The sequence below is a fragment of the Caulobacter sp. S45 genome, from assembly GCF_009765965.1.
Lineage (GTDB): Bacteria > Pseudomonadota > Alphaproteobacteria > Caulobacterales > Caulobacteraceae > CAHJWH01.
Genome location: NZ_LMUL01000005.1, coordinates 1 through 20,550 on the forward strand (window position 1 = coordinate 1; position 20,550 = coordinate 20,550).

A 20,550-nucleotide genomic window follows, 5' to 3' on the forward strand; every position below is an offset into this window, starting at 1 on the left:
CGACGTTTCTCAGCGACAGCGGGTAGCGCACGTACATCAGCACCACCAACCGGATCACTTCCGGCGAGCTGTCGAACCAGCGAAACGGATTGGGCGGGGGCTTAAGCTTGGCCATGAGGTTGGCCTTAGCCCCCTCGCCCATCGGCCGTCATTTTGCGCTGACAGAGCCTGTCCAACTCATTGGGCGCCGAGGGCTGTCGTAAGACTAAGCCCATGCGATCCCACACTCCCGCTACTTCGCGCCCTCCGCCGGCGTCGTGGCGTCGAACGGCGGCTTGTAGGGCGTAGGGTTGGGGGGCGGCGGCTGGTCCTTCACATAGGGCAGGTAGGTGCGGTCCTCCTTCATCCCGATCGCCGCATAGAAGCTCGGCCACACGAACTGCAGGAACACCAGCACCACGGCCACCGCCACCGCGATTCCCGCCACCACCTTGGCCGCCCGTTGCTGGAACCTCAGCGCCTGGGCCTCGGCCGCCGCCTGGGCCGCGTCGCACGCCGCGCACAGCCGATAGCGGCGGCGCACATAGTTGTAGCGCGGAGTCGAGACCAGCACCTCGGGCGCGCGGACCCTGGGCGCGATCCAACGCATCCGCCCGCGCATGGGCTGAGGCGCGGCCTCGTAGGCGGCAGCGTGGTCGAGCCGTTCCATCTCGATCTGCTCGCGCAGGATGCGGCGTTCCCCGTCCCCAAGGGCCGCCCCGCACCGCTCGCAGACCGAAGCCTCCGCTTCCATACCGCCCTTCATGCCGTCGCCCCCATCGGGGACAGGCTAGGCGCTCCGCCTACGGTTGGGTAGCGGGCGGAGCCGTTGGCTATCCCATCGCCTTGGCCACCGCGGCGTTCATCTGCTGGCGCTGCTCGGGCGTGCACTGGTTCTGCTCGCACACCCGGTCCATCGCCCTGCGCACCACGGTAGGCATCATGTTGATCAGCATCGGGGTGATGGCGGTGGACATCTGACGGCTCATCACCGCCGTCTTGCTGCGGATCGAGCGCCCGCTCTCGCTGTTCTGCCAGGCGATGAAGTCGGTCATCTCCTTGTCGGTCAGGTTGTTCGCGTAGATGCGCGTGGCGGCCGTCTCCATCTCCGGCAACAGCTTGAACAGCTCCTGTTGGGCGTCCTGCTGGACCAGCTCCATCATATGGTGCTGCTCGGGCGAGGCCGACGGACTGGCGATCTTGGCCATCATGCCGTTCACGTTGGCGAGCACGGTCTGGATCTGGTCCTGGAATCCGATCGCCACCATCATCTGATGCGCCAGCGCCAGCTTTTCCGGTGTGGGCGCCGCCGCCACCAGCGCGGCCAGCTTCAGCGTATTGGATCGCGGCGGCGGCGGGGTCGTGTCCGCCCATCCGGCCGAGGCCGTCGAGATCGCGGCCACGGCCGCAAGCGTCATCGTCAAGGGTTTCACATCGAACTCCAAGTCCTGCGCCCGACGCGCCAGGCTGTAAGCTACGGCTGGGTGGCGGGCGGGACGGCGGCGGGCGCCGTATGGGCCAATCTCCACCGCAGCGGGATGGTGACCAGCGATTCGACCGGATAGCCGTCGCGTATCATGGGCCTGACCCGGAAGAACCGTGCGACCTTCACCGTCGCGTCGCCGAAGCCATATCCTTTGGGACTTTCCGAGACGACCTGGCAGCCGGCGAGGGAGCCTTCCAGAGTCGCCGTGCATCGGATGATCGCATCGCCCTCCTTTTCCATGCGCTGGGCCCGGTCGGGATAGTATTGAGCGAGGTCGGCGCCTGTGGCTTGCTGCGTCCAGTTCGGACTGGGGTTGGGGATCGTCGGTCGGGGACCCGGCGCTTGGGTCGCGGCCCACGGCGCCGGGGCGGGCGTCGTGTCCGCCCATCCGGCCGAGGCCGTCGACATCGCGGCCACGGCCACGGCCGCCAGCATTGCAATAACGGTCTTCACCCGCACCCCCAGGTTCCTCGGCGCGCAAGGATCACGGATTTCCCGCGCGCGCAACGCCCTCTCCAGCAAGCGCCGTGCGCTGATCGTTGGGAAATTGCGGCACGGGTTTCGACCCGTTTCATATTTGGTCAGCCAGCCGTATCCGTGCGGCGCCTTCACGCGCGAGAGGTCGTTCGTTGAACAAGGCTTTCGCCTAAGCGACAGAGACATCCGCATTGCAACCCGCAAAAGTTCCCGCAATGTTCTTGCTATCGAGGTGAGTGCCGGTATCTGTAAACAGCGCAGCTCGCGCTTCCGGGCGTATGGGCGGGGGATTCTATGTCGGATGGACGTGGCGGGTACAACGCCGGCTCGAACGCGCCTTTTGGCGAGAGCGGGCCGCCCCAGAAGAAGCCGAGCGGCTGTCTCAAGGCGCTGGGGCTCGGAATCCTCATTTTCGTTGGCCTGGGCGTGCTCGGCAATATCGTCATCGCCCTGACCCAGCACGGCCGCACCGCGAGCAACCAGATCGCCCCCGCCAATCAGGTCGCCTCCAGCGGCCAGCCCGATCCGGGCGATCAACCGGCCGTCGACCTCCACGCCGCCACGGGCAACCCCAGCAATGACGCCTTGCTGGCCAGGGCGCTCGAGGACCGGCCGGCGATCCTCGCCGCAACCGTGAAGAAGGGTTGCCGGGGCGAACGCGCCTACTACCAAGGCATCGGCCACAAGGGAGACGCGGTGGGCAAGGCGTTCTGGAACGTGGCCTGCACCAACGGTCACGCCTACATGCTTCAGATCGAGCCCGACAAGCATGGGACGGCCGAGGTAATGGATTGCCGGTTCCTCAAGGCGATCAAGGCCGACCAGTGCTTCACCAAATTTCCGGAGGGCTCCTAGGCCAGCGTGGTCTTCAGGCCGTTCAGAAACTCGCCGGCCGAGGTCGGGTGCATCAGATAGTTGATCCGCCCACCGCCGACGAAGTCGAACGCGATCACCACCTCGCCCGAGGGTAGCCGCGCCGCATTCCAGCGGTCGACCCAGTAGGCCTGCTGCGTCGGATCGAGCCCGGTGGTGGAGACCGGGTTGATGTAGTTGGCCAGCGCCTGCAACAGGGCTGGGAGTGCCTCGCGCCGCAGCTCAAGCTGGGTGTCGCCACCTACGGTCGGCAGTTTAATCTGAACGGTTTCGTTCGACATGACTCTCCCTTCACGGGCCCAAAAGTGCGGCTACGCCCGGAGAGGCTTGCACTAGAACAGGGCTCAATTCTTGTCGAGACGTGGTTCTTACGACCACGCGACGGGCCGTAGCGCCTTGACAATCCGAGCTAAAAATTCGAGACGTATCCCTACCAGCCGCACTGCGTTTGACGCTCCATTAGCTCGCGCTCCACAACTACTCCTACCATTGCGGTTCAAAGATAGCGGATCGAACCCTGGCGTTTGGTTGTGAGCGAATCCGCATCAGCACCGGCTGCGCAAGCTGATTCTCAACACCCCCGTTTCATCGACCTTCCGGCCGCGCATCTGCACCAATCCGTGTGGCGCGTGGACGAAGAGCAAGGAGGCGTACGCCCATGTTCGACCATCGTGAAATTAACGATTGGACTGTCCTCGCAATCCAAGTCCTGTTTGCGGCCATGAGGCTTGCGGATGAGGCGCCAAAGTTCATGAAGGCGGCGGGCGGATTGGTCAGAGAGCTCCGCCGCCTGCTCTTGGCCTTCAAAGATAGGAAGGGCCTCGGTCAACGTCGCAGACGCGAAACTCATCGGCTTCGGGCGAACGATGAGGTGACCCCTTGACCGTCCTCACGTATCTGGTCAGGATTCATCGTTGCGAATAGGAAACTCCTTGCAACGAAACACGTAGATGATGCTTTCGTTGGGATCTGATTTCAGCAAGAGCATTTTGCCTGCGAGCGTTGCCAGCATGACTAAGCTGCTGAGCGGTAACGTTCCAGCCCGCAGCCCGGTAAGCTGATGTAAGATTGCCGAAGCGCCTTCTATAAATAAGGGCCGTAGAAGTTCCAGGCTCCGCATCGATAAGCGCGCCGGTGATATAATTCTCCCTTTTGAGAATTCGCTTGAGATGTTCTATGAGTTGGTCATCGGTAAATTCAGGTGTTCGCACGGAGCTGCGGGGTAGCGCCGTATAGCCGATCGCCTCGTAGGCCTTAAAAAGACTGCCGAAGCGATTGTAAAATAGCGCTGGACACGGACCGGCAGAGTCATTGATGACGGTGTAGTTCAATCTACCATGTTTTTCCAAAAGCTCGCGCAAGTATAATAAAAGCTGATCGGTGGTATAATTGGGCCGCTTTACATCCGTAAATCTGCCTTGAGCGGCTTGAAAGAGTTTTTTGGATACAATGGGTCGAAGCATCTCGAATTGAATCCAAGCTCCTGGCGGATTGATCGTCATTGGCGAATGAAGCCGCCGCGTCGTTCGGTTATAGGTGTAGACCCCCGAGTAGAGCGGCTGCCTCAGAATATGGCGCACCCGTCCACATGTGAAACTGCGACCCGCATCATCCACCCGCCCCTTGACGGCGAGCAGCTTGGCGATAGCGCCAGGGCTGAGCTGCTTCCTCGCGTATAAATGAAATATCATTCTGATGTTGGACGTTTCTTTGTCGGGGCCAGCGATATAGACAACTCGACCGCCGGGAACCGTATTCTGATCGCCGTGCTCCAGCACCATGGCTGGAGAGCCCGTTTCATCCAAAAGTAGACGGCGAAGTCCGTAGGGTGCGGCTCCGCCTTGCTTGAAGCCCAACCGAGCCCCGGTCAGAGCTCCGGCAAGCGCCTTCATACCGAGCTCGCGGCTATATTCCCCCGCCATCACGCGCTTTATGTGTTTTACAAGTGAGGAGACAGGCGTGCCGTCGTTTTCAAATTGCTCTACGCAATAGCGGATTGTAACGCCAGCTTCACGGCACAAAAACTCGTAATGGGCGGCCTGATCTGGATCTTGAAAGCGGCCCCAGCGGCTAACGTCGAGGACGAGCACGGCTTTGAAAGCCGATTTTCCCCCAATAATATCGGCCAACAATTGCTTTAGACCTTCGCGCCCGCGCAACGAAAGTCCGCTTTTGCCGTGATCCAGGTAGGTTTCGACTATCTTGTAGCCTCTCTCGTCGGCATATTTTTTAATTGCGAGCTTTTGATTCAGCGGAGAATAGCGCTGATGTTCCGTAGACATGCGAACGTACTGAGCGGCTGGCGTGAGCTCATCCATCGAGATATTGGCTCCGGTATGCGGGGCGGATCTAGGCCGTCAGCGTGCGAGGGCCAGAATTGGGTGCTGGCAGTCTAACGCTAAAACGTCTCCAGTCTGAGCCTGAAACCGGCCCTTGGAGGTGGAAATGGTCCAACCGCTGTCGTTCAAGCGCTACCGGTTCCCCGCCGAGGTGGTCCGCTATGCGGTGTGGCTCTATTTTCGCTTCAGCTTCAGCCTGCGCGACGTCGAGGAATTGCTCGCCGAGCGCGAAATCGCGGTCAGCCGCGAGGCAATCCGCTGCTGGGTCAACAAGTTCGGCCCGCTGATCGCGGCCAACCTGCGGCGGCGACGCCCCTCGCCTACCGGCCGATGGCATCTCGACGAGATGGTGGTGAAGATCGGCGGGCAGCGCATGTGGCTGGCGGGCGGTCGACGACGAAGGCGTGGTCATGGACATGCTCGTCCAGAAACGCCGCAACAAACAGGCCGCTCTGAAGCTGCTCCGGCGGTTGCTGAAACGCCAGGGCGCGCACCCTGAAACGATCACGACCGACAAGCTCGCCTCGTATCGCGCGGCCTTGAAGGACCTCGGCCTGACGGATCGGCATCGAAACGAGGGGCGACGCCAGAATAATCGAGCGGAAAATTCACACCTGCCGATCCGCAGGCGAGAACGGAAGATGCTCAAATTCAAAAGCCAAGGCTCAGCCCAACGCTTCCTCGCCACCCACGCCGCCATCTACAACTGCTTCGACACCCAGCCCCATTTGATCTCCCGAGCCGGTCACCGCACCCTACGGGCGGCCGCCCACCGCGAGTGGGCGATCGCCACCCAAGCCGCCTGACCAAACTGCTGGGATAGGGCCATCCTGGCTCGGGACGACTTAACTTGTCAGCTCCGGATCGCCGGCGCCTCCTTCGGGCTGGTAGAAAATCGGCTGCTAGGCGCTTCCTGTTAGCCCCGGCCGTTTGGCGCCCGGAGCGGACTCGGCAGTTCCTCCGGAAACACGACATTACGCGCGTCCGCCAGGCTCCATTTCCGTCACACCGCAACGCCCGAAACCAGAGCTTAAACGAAATATCCACGGATACCGAAAAGCAACTACACCGCCACCTGAGGATAATTACTGGATCTACAGCATGAAAATGAGGCCGAGATCGCCAATTCTACCAGCAAATACTAGAAAACCGAGGTGCCTGTCACTGGTAAATTCCAAGGCATCATCCCGCCCATTAAACACGGACCACCACGCCGCAGTTTGACGGCCGGACGACTTCCTGGGCTGATCGTCATCCTTTCCAGCCAAGGCCCAGGCTCTTCTGCAGGGCGATAAAGTCCTGGGTCAGGCCGGCGCGGGCCTGGGACAGACCGGTTTCGGCGGTGACGCGCCGGCGTTCGACGTCCAGCTGGTCAAGAGTGGTGGCGGTGCCGCCCTCGACGCGACGGGCGGTCAGGGCCGAGGCGCGGTCGGCCGAGGCCTTGACTGCCGCCAAGCTAGCAAGGCTCTCCTTCTGCCGCGAGAAGCGCGCCAGGGCGGTCTCGGCATCGTCGAGCGCGCCCAACACGGTCTTGCGATAGTTGGCGATGGCCTCGGCACGCTCGCCCTTGGCCTCGTCGATCTGGGCCTTGATACGGCCGAAGTCGAACGGCCGCCACTGCAGCACGGGCGCCGCCACATAGGAGAGGTTCTCGCCCGTCAGCAGATTGGAGAGATCGGTGGAGCCGTAGCCGAGGCTGCCCAGCAGCTCGACCTTGGGGAACAGGTCGGCGGTGTGCTGGCCGATCAGGGCGTTCTTCTGCACGATCATGCGCTCGGCGGCGCGGATGTCGGGGCGGCGGCGCAGCAGCGCGGCCGGATCGCCGACCGCAACCTCGGCCGGCGGCGCGGGCACACGAGACGCGGCCCCTAGCGTCTGGTCGAGGGCGCCTGGTGGTTGGCCGGTGAGGATGGCCAAGCGGTCTAGCTGCTCGGCGATCTGTGCCTTGAGCGGTACGGCGTCGGCCTGGGTCGACTTGAGCTGGCCGTTCAGCCGCTCGATATCCAGGTCGGTCGCCGAGCCGCCGGCGCGGCGCTGTTGGGTCAGGGCCAGCATGCGGCTTTCGATTTCGACGTTGCGCTGGGCCAGGGCCACGCGCTGCTGCAGGTCGCGCAGGCTGACATAGGCCTGGGCCACCTCGGCGGCGAGGCTGACCTCGGCGTCGTGCAGGTTGGCCTCGGCGGCGTTGGCCTCAGCCTTCGCGCCCTCGATGGTGCGCCGCTGGCCGCCGAACAGGTCGAGCTCCCAGGTGGCGTCGAAGCCGACGTCGTAGAGGGTGAGGGTGTCCGAGGCGCCGACCGTCTGGCCCGTCACGCTGGCGCCCGCGGCCGCACCCGTCGATCCGCCGAAGGCCTCGGTCAGGCCCTTGGTGCGCAGGTACAGGGCCGAGGCCTGGGTGTTGGGCAAGAGGCCGGCGCGCTGTTGCTTCAGCCCGGCGCGCGACTGCTGCAGGCGCGCGCGGGCGATGTCGAGGTCGGGGCTGGCGGCCAGGGCCTCGTCGACCAGCTGGTCCAGCTCGGAATCGCCCAAGGCCGTCCACCAGCGCGAGGGCGGCGGCGAGGCGGGGAGGTCCTCGGCGCGGTGGAAGGCCGGGGCCGAGACCGCTCCCGGCGCCACCGCGGGGGGCCCGTTGTAGTCGGGGCCGACCACGCAGGCCGACAGGGCGAAGCCGGCCAGGGCCAGGACGGCGACCTGGCGCAGCGGGCGCAGGGGGAGGCGGGACGCAGGCATGTCGGCACCCTTAGTGCGTAGCTTGCGGCCGGGGGCCGTGAGCCGGCGGCGGTCGAAGCAGGAGCACCAGGGGCGTCATGGCGAACAGTGCTATCCCTAAGACCCAGAAGCAGTCGGAATAGGTGATGACCACGGCCTGCTGCTGCACCGTCGCGGCCAACTGGGCCAGGGCGTGCATCTGCCCGCCCGCCTGATCGCCTCCCCGAGCGGTGAAGGTCAAAGTCCGCTCAGCTAGGCGAGCCTGGGCCAGCGGCGAGTTGGCGGTCACCGCCGCGCCGATGGTCTGGGCGTGGGTGGCGGTCTGGCGGTCTATGAACACGCCGAGCAACGCCAAACCCAGTGAGCCGCCGAGGTTGCGGGCCATGTTGTAGAGCCCGGCCGCGTCGGCGGTGTCCTCACGGCTGACCGCGCCCATGGAAGCCTGGTTCAGCGGCATCGTCGTCAAGATCTGGCCAGTTCCTCGCAGGAGTTGTGACCAAATAAAATCACTGCCTGAGAAATCCACGGTCAGGCATGCGTTCATGAAGCAGCTTGCCGCAAAGCATAGCAACCCGGACATGACCAAAAATCGCAGATTTAACCGCAGCAGGATTGGTAGGATCGGCAGCAAAACGAAGGCTGGGATGCCCGACAGGAACAGGATGCGCCCCGATTGCTCGGCATTATATCCTGAGATGCCGGACAAGAACTGGGGAATAATGTAGAGGATGCTGTAGAATGTCATGCCGATTACGGTGATGATGACAATCACTGCCGCGTAGGAGCGGTTGAGCATCAAGCGCAGTTTGATCACCGGCCGCTTGTTGGTGATCTGGGCGATGGCCAACATGACGAAGCCCGCGGCCGAGGCCAGGGTCAGGTTGACGATCAGCTGGGACTCGAACCAGCGGTCGCGCTGGCCCTCTTCCAGCACCACGGTCAGGCAGCTCAGCCCTACCGACATGCCGATGATGCCCAGCCAGTCGGCGCGCACCAGGTCGCCGATGTGGGCTCGCTGGCTGGGCAGGCCCAGCAGCAGCAGGGCGATCAGGCCGCCGGCGATCGGCAGGTTAAGGAAGAAGCACCAGCGCCAGCTGGCGTTCTCAGTTAGCCATCCTCCGATCACCGGGCCGACCAGCGGCCCCAGCAGGACGATCAGGCCGAAGATGGTCATCCCCAGCGGCAGCTGGTGCGGCGGCAGGCGCGTGCGAACGATGGTCTGAGCGGTGGGGATCAGGGCCCCGCCGAAGAAGCCCTGGCCGACGCGGCCGAAGATCATGCCGGGCAGGGTGGTGGCCCCGCCGCAGACCATGGAGAAGACGGTGAACAGCACCGCGCAGCCCAGCAGCAGGTTGCGCATGCCGAAGGTGCGCGACAGCCAGGCGGTGAGCGGGATCATCACCACCTCGCTGACCAGGTAGCCGGTGGAGATCCAGGTGCCCTCGGTGCCGCTGGCGCCGACCTCGCCCTGAATCTGCGGCAGGGCCGAGTTGACGATCGAGATGTCGAGCGTGGCGATCAGAGCGCCCAGCGAGCCGGCCAGCACCGCCACCCAGTCCTGCAGCGAGGCGCCTTCGGGATGGACGGGCTTGCTCACGGGCGCCGCCCAGACGTCTGGCTTTGGGGCGACGCGCTGGTGTCCACGCTCACTGCGGCCGACAGGCCCGACAGCAGACGGTCGTGCATGTCGTCGGGCGGGTGCAGGCGCAGGCGCACCGGCACCCGCTGGACGATCTTGGTGAAATTGCCGGTGGCGTTTTCGGGCGGCAGCAGGGCGAACTGGGCACCGGTGCCGGGCGAGAAGCTCTCCACCGTGGCGTCGATCGCGCGGTCGCCGAAGGCGTCGATCTTCACCTTGGCGGGCTGGCCGATGCGCATGCGGCCGATCTGGGTCTCCTTGAAATTGGCCACGAGATAGATCGCCTTCACCGGCACCAGCGACATCAGCCGCGTGCCGGGCTGGACGTACTGGCCCACCTGCACGGTCTTGTCGCCGACCCGGCCGCTGATGCCGGCGCGAATCATGGCGTCGCCCAGATTGATTTGGGCCGATTGCAGCTGGGCTGTCGCGTTCTCGAGCTGGGCGCGGGACTGGCCGGCCTGGGCCTTGAGGGTGGCGATCTGGCGCTCGGCCGCCTTCACCGCAGCGGTGTCGGCGCGCTGGCTGGCGAGCGCCTGGTCGCGTTGGTTGACCGCCTGGGCGGCGCGCGCCTGGGTCTCGACGCCCTGGGCGCTGAGGGTCTCGAAGCGGTGGGCCTCGCCGGTGGCGTAGCTGGTGGTCGCCGTCGAGCCGGACAGCTGGGCGCGGCGCTGGTCGACGGTGGCGGCCTGTTGGTCGATCTGGCGGTCGGCGGCGACGATGTCGGCCTTTCGCGCGTCGACCGTGGCGGCCTGTTGGTCGAGGGCGGCGCGATAGGTGTTGGCGTCGATCTGGACCAGCGGCTGGCCGGCCTGGACCGGCTGGTTGTCGACCACGAAGACCTTCTCGACATAGCCCTGGACCTTGGGCGCCACCGCCACCTGGTCGGCGCGCAGATAGGCGTCGTTGGTGCTTTGCACGAAGCGGCCATGGGCCCACCACTGGGCGCCGAACACCACGGCCGCCTCCACCACGACGGCGGCGGCGCCGAGCAGGACGATGCGGACCGCGGGGTTTTTCAGGGGGCGTGGGCTTTTACCGCCGTGTCGAGCGTCATGTTCTTGCATCGTGGGGTCGACTCAACGCCTCTGAAGCGTGCGGACACGCGAAAGCAATTTCTGCGCAGCAAACAACGGCTGCTCTGAACGAACATTATTCCAAGAGCTTTCGCACTTACCGAGTTCAAATATCTCTGGCGCCGGACATAGATTCTTGACCGTTTGCGTCAGTGACCTCCTATTCACTCAAGAAGGCGCGATCCGGGTTTACAGCATCCACAACCTCATCCTTGGCGTCAAGGGTAGCAAATCGCCTGCTCGCCCATATTATCGAAGGGTTGGTTTTGCTCTTTGAATAGGTATGAAGCGCCAAATAGGATTGCGGTAATCCCGAGCAAGATCGCCCCAACCAGCGCAATGCTGAGATGAATCTTTGCTGGATCGTGGAATAACAAGTCGGTGGTCAGGCCGTAGACCGCCGGCCCGAAGGCGCTCCCAGTAACCCCGGCCGTAAATAGAAATACAGCCGTAGCCCGCGCTCGGATGTGAGGTGGGGCGACGTTGACCACTGCGACGGGAATCATGGCGGTCGCGGCAAAAATCGACAAAAGTATCAAGCACGCCGCTACAAGCGAGATAAACACGCTGGATCCGAAGCTGAAAAGCATAGTGGCGGCCAAGGTGGTAATGGCGGTGATCAAGAGGACCGCGACCGCAGCATGACGTCCCGCGGTCTTGCGGAGCCGCGCTGCTAAAAACGCGCCCGCCGGCGCGCCGATCAGGCCCGTTATTAGCGTAATCGAACCCAGTAACCGTCCGATATGCCCGATCTGTTCGCCAAAGTGCCGAACGAAGAACGGCGCCATCCAAGATAGAAGGCCGGTTGAAAACATGTTGAATAGGGCAATTCCTGCGAAGAGCGGAAAGACATGCCGCCAGGAGCCCATAAAGAACTGCGTCATCGTGATTCCGGTGGGTGAGCTCTCGCCCTGGCTCGTATCGGATCGGCGCCCCGAGCTCCGGGGTTCGGGCAGGGTGAGGGTAAGGAGCGCGACAAACAGGCCTATCAACCCGACGGCCATGAATACCGCTTGCCAGGGTTCGAAACCGAACGTGTACGCTACGCCGGCTCCCTTAAACCATTGAAACAAGGAACCGCCCCAGATTAGAGCGAGGCCGGATCCGATCGGCGTGCCCAACACCATGATCGCAACAGCGTGGGCTCTTCGATCTTCTGAAAATAACTCCGAAATAAGTGCATAGGCGGATGGCAACAACACAGCTTCGCCGAGGCCAACGCCCATCCGGCATATAAACATGGAACCGAAGTTGTGGGCGAAGGCTGCGCTCGCTGTCAGAAGCGACCAGAATACGATCCCGATCGTTATGAGCCGCGGGCGATGCCAACGGTCGGCGATCCATGCCATCGGCAAAGTCGCAGCAGCCTGGCAAATAGCGAAAGCTGTTCCGGTCAGTAAACCGAGCTGACCATCGCTGATATGCAACGATTTTTTTATCGGTTCCAGGACAATATTAGGAAGTCCACGGTCAAGCCAGGACAGGGCGACCGCAATCATCAACGTCCATGCGGCGAGCCAAGCTCGTGATATTGGCAATCTTCGCAATGCCCTATTCCCCTGCCCGCCGAGTCTGGCCCTGTTGTGGATCTGAAAGCATGGCGCGAGACCACTGATGGACAACCGTGCCGTACGGCACTTGATGTGGTGTCTGGGGCAAGTCTGATCTATCTAGATTGCGCGATTGAATGAAATCCGGGTTGAATATCGAATGATGGTAGCGGTCCCCTCGATCCGGAAAGATCGCTACCACACGCTGGTTGGGCCCCATGCTGCGCGCGACCCACTCGGCAACTTTATAAACACAGCCCGAGCTATTGCCGGCGAAGATTTTCTCTTCGAGAGCCAAGCGCAAAGTCGATTGAAAGCATTCTGCGTCGCTCATCCAGTGAATCTCGTCGATGACACCCAAATCGACATTCTTGGGCACGACGCTGTTGCCATGTCCGCCTTGTAAACGGTCCGGGATGTCGGGTTGAGCAAAGATGACGCTGCCGACCGCATCCACGGCGATCACCCGAAGTGCCGGATTGGCGGCCTTCAACGCCCTTGCTGTGCCGCAGAGCGAGCCGCCGCTACCGACCGAGGCGACCAGCACGTCAACCCGTCCGAGATCTTCGATGATTTCGCGAGCGGCCGAGCTATAGGCCGCCGGATTGCTCGGATTTTCATATTGATGTGGACAAAATGCTTCGGGGTTTTCGTCGAGAAGCTCCGCCAACCGCCCCAACCGCGTGGACTGCCACCCCTCCGGACCCATTTCCCTGACCACCTCGACGGTACTACCGATGGCCCTCAACTTGGCGAGCGTTAAGGCGTCGGTCCTAGCATCGGTCACGATATGGACAGGGTGGCCCATATAGGTCCCGACAAGAGCCAGGCCTAAGGCCATTGTCCCTGACGAACTCTCGATGATGTGGGCGCCGTCCTTGAGCGATCCATCGGCCTTGGCGTCGAGAATGACCTGCAGCCCGACACGATCTTTCATGCCGAATAGGTTCTGCAGCTCCAGCTTGGCGTAAACGGTCGCGCTTTCCCCGCCGCCACAACGAAGCTTTACGAGCGGCGTGTGTCCCACCGCCTCGACCATCGTCTCATGCAGCACGGCGGATTCTCCAGCTGAAGCGGCCGTCTGAAGGCGGAGTGTGGCGGCGCTGGAAGGCGCAGGTGTCGGCGCAAGCCGACCAAGACGAGAAGCGGTGCAGGTCAAGTCCAAGCGTGCCGAGCGCCGCCCAGACGTCATTTCTTTTGCTCCGCAGGTCGGGGTCGGCTCGATCCAGAAGCACGCCGCAAAGGGTTCCGCTGTGAGCTACCGCCACGCCAACGGCTCCGCAAGACGTCGCGATAGCTTTAAGGTCTGATAGCGTGGTTTTGTAATTGAACCTTTGATTTAGCTCAGCGCTGCGTGTTGCTGCCGCACCTATTAAGCCAAGATCTCCATGCTCAACCCCAGTTGTAACCCAATCAAGAAGCTCAACATACTGCTCACGAAGGGCGCTGGAGAACAACTTTCCCCTCTGGTTGTATGCTATTGTATCTAAAATGCCGCCTTCATCGACCGCCAGAATTTCCATCGGCGGCAATTGTCCAAGGAATCTGTGAAGAGATACCCGGCGGTGCAGAAAGGCGACTGCTCCCTCGTACATCACGCCGTCGGTCGGTTCGACGCCGCGGAGGAAATCCGTCAAATCACATCCAGACAGCGACCTGTGATAGGCGGCGGCGATCGCGCGAGCAGAGGCGACCAAATCCGCCGAGCTGCTTGCCAAGCCTTTTCCCTCGGGAATCGAGCTATCGATCCTGAGTCTCCCCCGTTCGGGAAGATTAAGGCTACGCAGCATCAAGGTCGCGAGCGCCAGGGCCTTTCTTTTGGTCGCCGGTTCGACAGTAAGGATCGTGTCATCGCCGCTCACCGTGAAATAGGCCCGGCTATAGAGTTCGACGGGGAGAGTAACGAGAAATTCCGCGCCTTCCTCTGGCAAGGCCCCTTGAACCAGCTCCCCGAATGTTCCGAAACTATATCCCGCCCCGTGCCGCCCCATTTGGCTGATCTGGGCTGTTCCGACCGTCCCAGCCATGACGTCACCCGGCTCCGAGCGCTATTCGAACGGCTTCGTGCGCATGCAGCTGTGTAGTGTCGAAAACGGGCACGTCGACGTCTCGTTGTCCGATGAGCATCCCAATTTCGGTACAGCCCAGGATTACGCCCTGACCGCCCTCGACCTGGAGCTGGCGGATAATCCTTTGATATTCCGCTCGCGAACTGTCCTTGACTTCGCCGCGACATAGTTCGTCATATATAATGCTGTGAACTATATCTCGGTCTTCCGCAGGGGGAACAAGTACGGAGACGCCCAACTCCGCAAGCTTCCCTTTGTAGAAGTCCTGTTCCATGGTGTATCTCGTGCCTAATAGGCCGATAGTCTTCACCTCACGCTGATGGATAGCCTGAGCAGTCGGCTCCGCGATATGTATAAATGTGTCGCCAACTTCACGCACTATGTAATCGGCGACTTTGTGCATCGTGTTTGTGCATAAGACGACGATTTCAGCTCCGGCGCGTCTGATGCGCGCGGCCGCATCCGCCAGTAATTCGCCCGCATCTTCCCACCGGCCCTCGGCTTGGTAGGTTTCAACTTCCTGGAAATTGACGGAATACATCACGCATTTCGCAGAATTGAACCCGCCGCGCAGCATCGCGACTCGTTCATTGATGAGCTGGTAATATAACGCCGAGGATTCCCAGCTCATTCCGCCAAGCAAGCCAATCGTTTTCATTTAAATCCGCCCTCACCTGCTTGATGTAAATGCTTTGACATAAGCAAAATGTCGTGTGCTCGACCATTTGTAATTAATCCTGCGCTGATTCGACCTTCTTCTTGAAAGCCGAGGCGGCGATAGAGGTCGACCGCGCGATGATGGTCTTGGCGCACCTGCAATTCGACCTTGAGGACGACCTTCGCTGCGACGAAAATTTGCAAACCCTGTTGGCAAAGCACGGTGGCCAAGCCTTTCGACCAGAAGGATCGACGCACAGTGACGCTGAGTTCAGCGCGATGGCGAAGGCGAGGCTTGGGTGAGGCCTGAAGCATGAGAGCCCCCACGATCTGTCCTTTATGACGCGCGATCAGGAACAGCTGGTTTTCCGAGCTTGAGATCTCGTCGATCAGCTGGGCAGTTTGTTGCTGATTGCGGCTGTATTCGCCTGCCCCGAACGCGAGGAATTCAGATTCTCCGCCGATGGTGTTCATATATTTGACGTAATCGTCGGCGTCGTCTACGGACGCGCGGCCGATCTTAACATCGTCAATGATCGCTGGTGGCGCGAAATTATCCATGAGTTACCCCCACCTCCGGGGAAAACGCATTTCCATCTAACCAACTGAGGACGATGTCGGTTCTTTCATCAAGCTGCGCCTCGGATGCTCCGGCGATGACCAGCGCGGCTACCTTGTCGCTGCTTTCCGTCGCCATCCGGGCGAGTTCGCTTGGCTCCGGGTGGTACCGGACCGCCCAGTCGAACGGCAGCTGCTTTGGGGGCGATGGCGCGCGCCGCGGGCACAGAGGCGCCTGCACAAAGCCATACTGTACCCCATTATCTTGCGGCGCGAAATTTTCGATCAGAGATCGATCGCCGGCCTGAGCTCGGACCCAGGCTTCGTGAATGTTCATTCCGTAACGGAGCTCTCCAATCTCGGCCAGAGCGCCACTGCCCCCTGTGCGGCTGGCGATTTCGCAAAGCACTAGGTCGCCGCTTTGATTTTCAAAAGCTTCGAGGTGAAACGTAGTTGTTTCCGGGGTCGGCATGACTTCAAGCAGTCGATCAGCGAACTCTCGCAGTCGCGCGCACATTGGATTTGCGTCATCGAGCTGAAGGAGGCAGGCTTGCTGTCCGGATGCAAAAGAAAGACAATCATATTTATAGCGACTCGCCCAGGAAAGGACGATGCTGTCGCGATCATAAAGCCCGTCCAAAATATACATTTGGCCGTCGATAAATTCCTCCGCGTCGAAGTCTTCGCATGATTCCTTCTTTAGGAAGGCGATGACATGGTCGGGCTGGCGCAGTATGTAAGTAGACCTTGAGCCTGCGCCGTCGACAGGCTTGACGACGAGGGGAAAGCCCCGCTCTTGAATGAGCCTGTAAAGGTCAGTCGCGGACGCCAGCCGTTCGTAGAATCCTGGAACCTTGACGGCACGCTTGGCGTAATCCTTCATGATGACCTTGTCGCGGAAGGCTAGCGCGCTCTCGACGCCTTGGCCCGGCAGACTGTAGAGATCCCTGAGCCGCGCCGCCCTGAGGAGATCATATTCCGAGGTGGCGACGACATGTGTCGGGTGAAATTGTCTGATGAGTTCGTTGGCCCGATACTCAACGAGCGGGTTATTCCTGAATGGAACGAGATGTTCCAGATGGATATATTCGCTCCCATACCCACCAGTCTCGGTCAGCAAGATCAGATCCTGGCCGCACAGCAGCTGACCATAATCCAATTGATCTGGCCGAGAACGATTAAATATTAGAATTGACACGGCTAAATCGACCTCAATTCACTATCGAGTTCCCCGACGAATCGGTCGAGTTCAGCCTCGGAATTGAAGAAAGCGGTGGAGGCTCGAATTCTATTCAGGTTTGGCCCGGGAATGGCTCTGATGAAGATGCTCCGCTGCGCTAACGTAACGCTGAGATCGGGTGCGCTGAGGCGGGGCGGCAGGTCGATCGCCACCAGCCCGGAGCGCGCGTTGGGCGCGATCACGCAGATGCCGCGCGATCTTTCGAGATCAAGCAGCCGATCGACTAGTCGGGCCCGGAGATGTCGAAGTCGAGCCTGGGCGGCTTCGACACCTACGTGCTCGCCAAGCCATCTGAGGCTGGCCGTCATGCCCGGCGCGAGCCCTCGGAAGCGCGTCCCAAGCTCAAAGCGCGAACAGTCGGCCTTCAGATCGAATTGGAGGCCGCCGCCGTGCCGTTCAAATGAAAGAGGGCCAGCGTAGGTCAAATGGAAGTGCTCAAGGCTGGCTGGCCGGATGTAAAGGCCGCCTATTCCCTCGGGGCCCATTAGCCATTTTTGCCCGGGAAAAGCGTAGGCGTCGCATCCAAGATCTTCAATGTCGACGTCAATAACGCCAACTGCTTGGGCACCATCGACAATTGTTAGTATGCCACGTTCGCGCGCTGCCGTGGACACTTGTTTAAGCGGGATATCCAGGCCGCTGGTCCAGTCGACATGGGAAATCACGAGCGCTTTGGTGCGAGAAGTTGCGAGGGACATAAACGCATCGCAATCAAAGTCGCTTGGGGGCGCTTGATATACGATCACTTTCGCGCCCAGCAAGTCGGAGATGGCCTTTAAGGGGGCGAGGCTCGCAGTGTGCTCAAAAGATGTCGTCAGTATTTCTTCGGCACCGGAACCAAGACATCCCCATAGTGCGATATTTAGGCCGTGCGTTGTCGTGTCGGTGATTGCTATTGAATGTGGCGGCGCCTTGAGGCGTCGGGCAAATTCTGCACGCAGCGTTTCGAGTGAAGCCAAGAATACGCTTCGAGCATCCGGCAGGACCCGGCCGCGCAAGATCTCCGCGTCGAGCTGCTCGCGCATTGCATCTCGGGCATAGGTAGGCAGCGGGCCTGCGGCCCCCGTATTCAGGTAGGTGCTATGTTCAAGCACTGGCAGCGCTGTGCGAATCGCGTCGAGATCAAATCGCGCGATCGACGCTGGATAGTCTCCCCGGCGATCGGCCGCGTCGTCCAGCACTGCGCAGGACGGATTTGCAACGGCCTGCCCTGCACCGCGTCCTAAAAGAGAAGTCATAGATAGCGCGCCCGGCGTGTCAAATTCACGCTCGCGACCATCAGAATGCTGATTAACACGCACATAAAAAACTCCGCTTAGGAGAGGCGTTGGCATATCTGTAGCGAGGCTGAAATATTGGCAATGTGCTTACATTAGGCGATTATGTGGCCATTTTGTGCTGTATATGTAACGATATTTAGCCTCAAGTCGCGCCAGGATAGCGACCGTTGAGCCACTAGCATAAGGCGCAAGATCGGCACAAGGGGGCGAGAAAGATTTTCCGAAACAACCCACCATTGTCATGCCGTTTGATCGTTTGGGCACCAGCGTGCCCACCTAACGTCACCCGGTGGCTCGCTTTGTGCGGGCCCCAAGGCGGGACTTCATCACCTCCGTTATGGGGCTATTCGAAACGGCAGACCGCGTCCGCCGCCGTCTTTATGCTGTCGTAGATGCCCCGCGTCGGAGGTAGACGCATTCCAACCTAAGGTCCGGTTTCCACCCTACCCGGTCCATTTCGATGTCCGCTCTCGGGCGGAAGGGCGGTAATTGCCATGCCCGCGGCTTCGCGCCCGTAACCGCAGCCTACCCACCTCAAGTTTGTGGGCGCCGAAGACCCCATATTCGGTACACTGCAGCATCTTTGACGCCCAACGAACCCGCAACCAATCGGCTCCGGCGCAGTTTGATTAGCGGGACGACGGTCTGCCCCCCAGGCCGTCGTCCTCCCCCTAAAGCCCAGGTACCCCACCTACCGTTTGGTCAGCTGCGGCCGATCGACTGTAGGAGGTTATCGGGATAGTCCGTGGCTATCGGCGCGTTCCGCCTAGCGGGCGATCAATGGAAGGACCAGACCGATGACGGTGAGCTTGATGGTACGGGTGGATGAGCCAAGGCTCGAACCTATCTATAGCTGGCTCGAGCAGCACAGAGGCTCCAGCATCCAATTGTTCGGCTGGGACGCGAACCAGCGTGCCGCGCTACTCGCCTATGGCGACGGTTCTGGCGATTTATTCGGATGGGCGAACTGGATGACAAAAATCACCGACGATCCCAGCACCCTATTGCCCGTGTTCGAACAACTTGAGCTCCTTCTCGACAAAGCCGCCGCGTCAGTGCTCAACGCGACCTACGCAGGCGCCTTCAGCGTCGGATCACCCGGGACTCTCTCGGGCCGGTAGACGAACGGTTGTTCGGCGCATCTCGCTGCACACGGGGACTTTGCGCCCACAGCCGACCTCCGTCTTCTGCCAGAAAGGCGACATCCAGCGGGCCTGAAGAGAGGCTCCCGGCTCCGGTCTAACGTCCGAAGTTGGGGGTCAACTGGACTCACTTCCACAGCCGCATAGCGGACGTGGCGAAGGGCGACTTTCGGCAGCCACGCCCATACGTGCTGGCGACCCCATGCGGACTTAAGCTCCTACGCTCGTGCTCCCTACGGTCATCGGACAAGGCACGCGAGAGCCGGGGCCTGCAAAGGAACATGGTTCCGCCCAACCACTGCGAGCACCTTTTGACCCATAATTAACTCTCGGCCCAATAAATAATACATCTCACGATTGCGGAGCATGTTTTCTTCGCGGTTGATGGCGTGGAACTCCGCTGCCTCCGGCGAGTCAGACGCGACAGCGAGAGGTGAAAACCAAGCAATATCAGCTGCCGCCCACTGCTTCCCGGGCCAATATTTCTCAAATAACTGTGCGAACTGAGTTAAATTGGCGGCGGGCGGCGCAATTCCAATATCGCTATAAACAGTGGATTCGTATTCAATGAAACTCTCGGTTTGGCGAACATGCGCATCGTAATCATGCACATTTTTCAAAGCCGTCTGTTGCGCGACAGAACGGAGGACGAAAAATATCTCGACTCTTTCCGGCCCAAATTTATCTATTAAATGTCGGAACACGTTGGGCTCATCGGCATCTAGACTTCGCGCCTGCACGCCTGATCGTCGCGCGATCAATTGCAAAAAATCCGACTCGCCCCGCAATTCGGCCTGATATAAATTGATCCCTTGCGGTGCAACCCAAGGCCCCTCAAAAAAGACTAGCTGCGGTTTAATTTTAGCGAATTCTGACTGAATATCGGTATATTGCGGGTCGCCCGGAGGACGGGCGTGGACCGCACCGTAATAAAGCAGAGTCCCATGAGACCTTGAGTCTTTGAGCGTCAAATTCCAATTGTCGCGATTAGATGGTTGCCAACTCACAGGGTCAATGAGGCGGCGAGCGCATCGATCTAAGCGCGCTTGGCTTGACGCGCTTGCAATTGCGGAAATCGCCGTGCTCCCTGTTGCAGGGAGCAGCGCTACCACCAAAGAACAAACAAAGCACACCACCTTCATCGCTCAACCGGCGGGTTGTTCTCGACTGATCACGCGTTTGAGCCATGATAAGCGGCAGCTGTCCACCCTCACCGCCTTCCGCGGCGTCCGCTTCCAGGCGGAAAGGCCATCCTGGCCCAGCAGGCGATCTGCGCCCAAAGCCGACCTCTCCCGTCTGCCGGAATCCGGACGCCAGAGTCGTCCCCTAACCGCCGCGCGGGGCGACATCAATGGCAGTTAATGGGGTTGTTCGGACGAAGTTACCCCCACCGTGTTTCGGACATTACGCGTCTCCGACTTCGGACGGCGCCCGCTACTGATTTTCGGGCTGAAGGCCCCCCGCCGGTGGGCGACC

General features: G+C 60.9%; 18 protein-coding genes and 1 pseudogene. 3 read left to right on the forward strand and 16 right to left on the reverse strand.

Features of this window, described 5'->3' with window-relative positions; translation table 11 throughout:
• Positions 1 to 232: 232 nt before the first annotated feature.
• From GSQ87_RS03090 to GSQ87_RS03100, 3 genes are all read right to left on the reverse strand, one after another.
• Positions 233 to 745 carry a hypothetical protein gene (locus GSQ87_RS03090; RefSeq protein ID WP_158913123.1) on the reverse strand — a complete coding sequence of 171 codons (513 nt, stop codon included), beginning with the start codon at positions 743 to 745 and terminating at the stop codon, positions 233 to 235.
• A gap of 67 nt (positions 746 to 812) precedes the next feature.
• Complete coding sequence (locus GSQ87_RS03095) at positions 813 to 1,412, reverse strand: DUF2059 domain-containing protein (RefSeq protein WP_158913124.1); 600 nt, start codon at positions 1,410 to 1,412, stop codon at positions 813 to 815.
• Between the two features lie 41 nt (positions 1,413 to 1,453).
• Complete coding sequence (locus GSQ87_RS03100) at positions 1,454 to 1,924, reverse strand: energy transducer TonB (RefSeq protein WP_216838942.1); 471 nt, start codon at positions 1,922 to 1,924, stop codon at positions 1,454 to 1,456.
• 312 nt (positions 1,925 to 2,236) lie between these two features.
• On the opposite strand from GSQ87_RS03100, the gene GSQ87_RS03105 reads away from it, so the two are divergent.
• Entirely contained in the window at positions 2,237 to 2,797 is a 561-nt protein-coding gene (locus GSQ87_RS03105) for a hypothetical protein (protein ID WP_158913126.1), read from the forward strand.
• Here the strand turns inward: GSQ87_RS03105 and GSQ87_RS03110 are convergent.
• Together GSQ87_RS03110 and GSQ87_RS03115 are read right to left on the reverse strand one after the other, a co-directional pair.
• Positions 2,794 to 3,096, reverse strand: a complete 303-nt coding sequence (locus GSQ87_RS03110; RefSeq protein ID WP_158913127.1) for a hypothetical protein — start codon at positions 3,094 to 3,096, stop codon at positions 2,794 to 2,796. The genes GSQ87_RS03105 and GSQ87_RS03110 overlap by 4 nt on opposite strands.
• A gap of 627 nt (positions 3,097 to 3,723) precedes the next feature.
• On the reverse strand, positions 3,724 to 5,133 hold the full coding sequence (locus GSQ87_RS03115) for a recombinase family protein (RefSeq protein ID WP_158913128.1): 1,410 nt from the start codon (positions 5,131 to 5,133) through the stop codon (positions 3,724 to 3,726).
• A 127-nt stretch (positions 5,134 to 5,260) separates the two neighbouring features.
• On the opposite strand from GSQ87_RS03115, the pseudogene GSQ87_RS03120 reads away from it, so the two are divergent.
• Positions 5,261 to 5,960, forward strand: a pseudogene (locus GSQ87_RS03120) (IS6 family transposase).
• 445 nt (positions 5,961 to 6,405) lie between these two features.
• Here the strand turns inward: GSQ87_RS03120 and GSQ87_RS03125 are convergent.
• From GSQ87_RS03125 to GSQ87_RS03170, 10 genes are all read right to left on the reverse strand, one after another.
• Positions 6,406 to 7,884 (reverse strand): efflux transporter outer membrane subunit, encoded by a 1,479-nt coding sequence (locus GSQ87_RS03125; RefSeq protein ID WP_158913129.1) that lies wholly within the window; start codon positions 7,882 to 7,884, stop codon positions 6,406 to 6,408.
• Between the two features lie 10 nt (positions 7,885 to 7,894).
• Positions 7,895 to 9,460 (reverse strand): DHA2 family efflux MFS transporter permease subunit, encoded by a 1,566-nt coding sequence (locus tag GSQ87_RS03130; RefSeq protein WP_158913130.1) that lies wholly within the window; start codon positions 9,458 to 9,460, stop codon positions 7,895 to 7,897.
• Positions 9,457 to 10,569 (reverse strand): HlyD family secretion protein, encoded by a 1,113-nt coding sequence (locus tag GSQ87_RS03135; RefSeq protein WP_158913131.1) that lies wholly within the window; start codon positions 10,567 to 10,569, stop codon positions 9,457 to 9,459. Before GSQ87_RS03135 ends, GSQ87_RS03130 begins: the two co-directional genes overlap by 4 nt.
• Positions 10,570 to 10,796: 227 nt before the next feature.
• On the reverse strand, positions 10,797 to 12,077 hold the full coding sequence (locus GSQ87_RS03140; RefSeq protein ID WP_158913132.1) for an MFS transporter: 1,281 nt from the start codon (positions 12,075 to 12,077) through the stop codon (positions 10,797 to 10,799).
• A gap of 52 nt (positions 12,078 to 12,129) precedes the next feature.
• On the reverse strand, positions 12,130 to 13,182 hold the full coding sequence (locus GSQ87_RS03145; RefSeq protein ID WP_158913133.1) for a cysteine synthase family protein: 1,053 nt from the start codon (positions 13,180 to 13,182) through the stop codon (positions 12,130 to 12,132).
• Positions 13,172 to 14,155, reverse strand: a complete 984-nt coding sequence (locus GSQ87_RS03150) for a kinase (RefSeq protein ID WP_158913134.1) — start codon at positions 14,153 to 14,155, stop codon at positions 13,172 to 13,174. The genes GSQ87_RS03145 and GSQ87_RS03150 overlap by 11 nt, the downstream gene beginning before the upstream one ends.
• Before the next feature lie 4 nt (positions 14,156 to 14,159).
• A complete protein-coding gene (locus GSQ87_RS03155) occupies positions 14,160 to 14,855 on the reverse strand; it encodes an aspartate/glutamate racemase family protein (protein WP_158913135.1) in 696 nt (231 codons plus the stop codon).
• Positions 14,852 to 15,415, reverse strand: a complete 564-nt coding sequence (locus GSQ87_RS03160; RefSeq protein ID WP_158913136.1) for a GNAT family N-acetyltransferase — start codon at positions 15,413 to 15,415, stop codon at positions 14,852 to 14,854. The genes GSQ87_RS03155 and GSQ87_RS03160 overlap by 4 nt, the downstream gene beginning before the upstream one ends.
• The gene (locus GSQ87_RS03165) at positions 15,408 to 16,532 is read right to left on the reverse strand and encodes an acetyl-CoA carboxylase biotin carboxylase subunit family protein (protein ID WP_158913137.1); all 1,125 of its coding nucleotides are present in this window, start codon (positions 16,530 to 16,532) and stop codon (positions 15,408 to 15,410) included. The genes GSQ87_RS03160 and GSQ87_RS03165 overlap by 8 nt, the downstream gene beginning before the upstream one ends.
• 80 nt (positions 16,533 to 16,612) lie before the next feature.
• Positions 16,613 to 17,953 (reverse strand): aminotransferase class V-fold PLP-dependent enzyme, encoded by a 1,341-nt coding sequence (locus GSQ87_RS03170; RefSeq protein WP_158913138.1) that lies wholly within the window; start codon positions 17,951 to 17,953, stop codon positions 16,613 to 16,615.
• A 776-nt stretch (positions 17,954 to 18,729) separates the two neighbouring features.
• Between GSQ87_RS03170 and GSQ87_RS03175 the strand changes: the two genes are divergently transcribed.
• Positions 18,730 to 19,053, forward strand: coding sequence for a hypothetical protein (locus GSQ87_RS03175; protein WP_158913139.1), 324 nt, complete (start codon positions 18,730 to 18,732; stop codon positions 19,051 to 19,053).
• A gap of 260 nt (positions 19,054 to 19,313) precedes the next feature.
• Here the strand turns inward: GSQ87_RS03175 and GSQ87_RS03180 are convergent, their stop codons facing one another.
• Complete coding sequence (locus GSQ87_RS03180) at positions 19,314 to 20,045, reverse strand: hypothetical protein (protein ID WP_158913140.1); 732 nt, start codon at positions 20,043 to 20,045, stop codon at positions 19,314 to 19,316.
• Between the last annotated feature and the right edge of the window lie 505 nt (positions 20,046 to 20,550).

Coding starts and splice junctions, on each gene's coding strand:
- GSQ87_RS03150 (WP_158913134.1), bottom strand. CDS start 14,155: ATGGCTGGGACGGTCGGAACAGCCCAGATCAGCCAAATGGGGCGGCAC.
- GSQ87_RS03155 (WP_158913135.1), bottom strand. CDS start 14,855: ATGAAAACGATTGGCTTGCTTGGCGGAATGAGCTGGGAATCCTCGGCG.
- GSQ87_RS03110 (WP_158913127.1), bottom strand. CDS start 3,096: ATGTCGAACGAAACCGTTCAGATTAAACTGCCGACCGTAGGTGGCGAC.
- GSQ87_RS03105 (WP_158913126.1), top strand. CDS start 2,237: ATGTCGGATGGACGTGGCGGGTACAACGCCGGCTCGAACGCGCCTTTT.
- GSQ87_RS03175 (WP_158913139.1), top strand. CDS start 18,730: ATGACGGTGAGCTTGATGGTACGGGTGGATGAGCCAAGGCTCGAACCT.
- GSQ87_RS03115 (WP_158913128.1), bottom strand. CDS start 5,133: ATGGATGAGCTCACGCCAGCCGCTCAGTACGTTCGCATGTCTACGGAA.
- GSQ87_RS03125 (WP_158913129.1), bottom strand. CDS start 7,884: ATGCCTGCGTCCCGCCTCCCCCTGCGCCCGCTGCGCCAGGTCGCCGTC.
- GSQ87_RS03090 (WP_158913123.1), bottom strand. CDS start 745: ATGAAGGGCGGTATGGAAGCGGAGGCTTCGGTCTGCGAGCGGTGCGGG.
- GSQ87_RS03160 (WP_158913136.1), bottom strand. CDS start 15,415: ATGGATAATTTCGCGCCACCAGCGATCATTGACGATGTTAAGATCGGC.
- GSQ87_RS03135 (WP_158913131.1), bottom strand. CDS start 10,569: ATGCAAGAACATGACGCTCGACACGGCGGTAAAAGCCCACGCCCCCTG.
- GSQ87_RS03140 (WP_158913132.1), bottom strand. CDS start 12,077: ATGATTGCGGTCGCCCTGTCCTGGCTTGACCGTGGACTTCCTAATATT.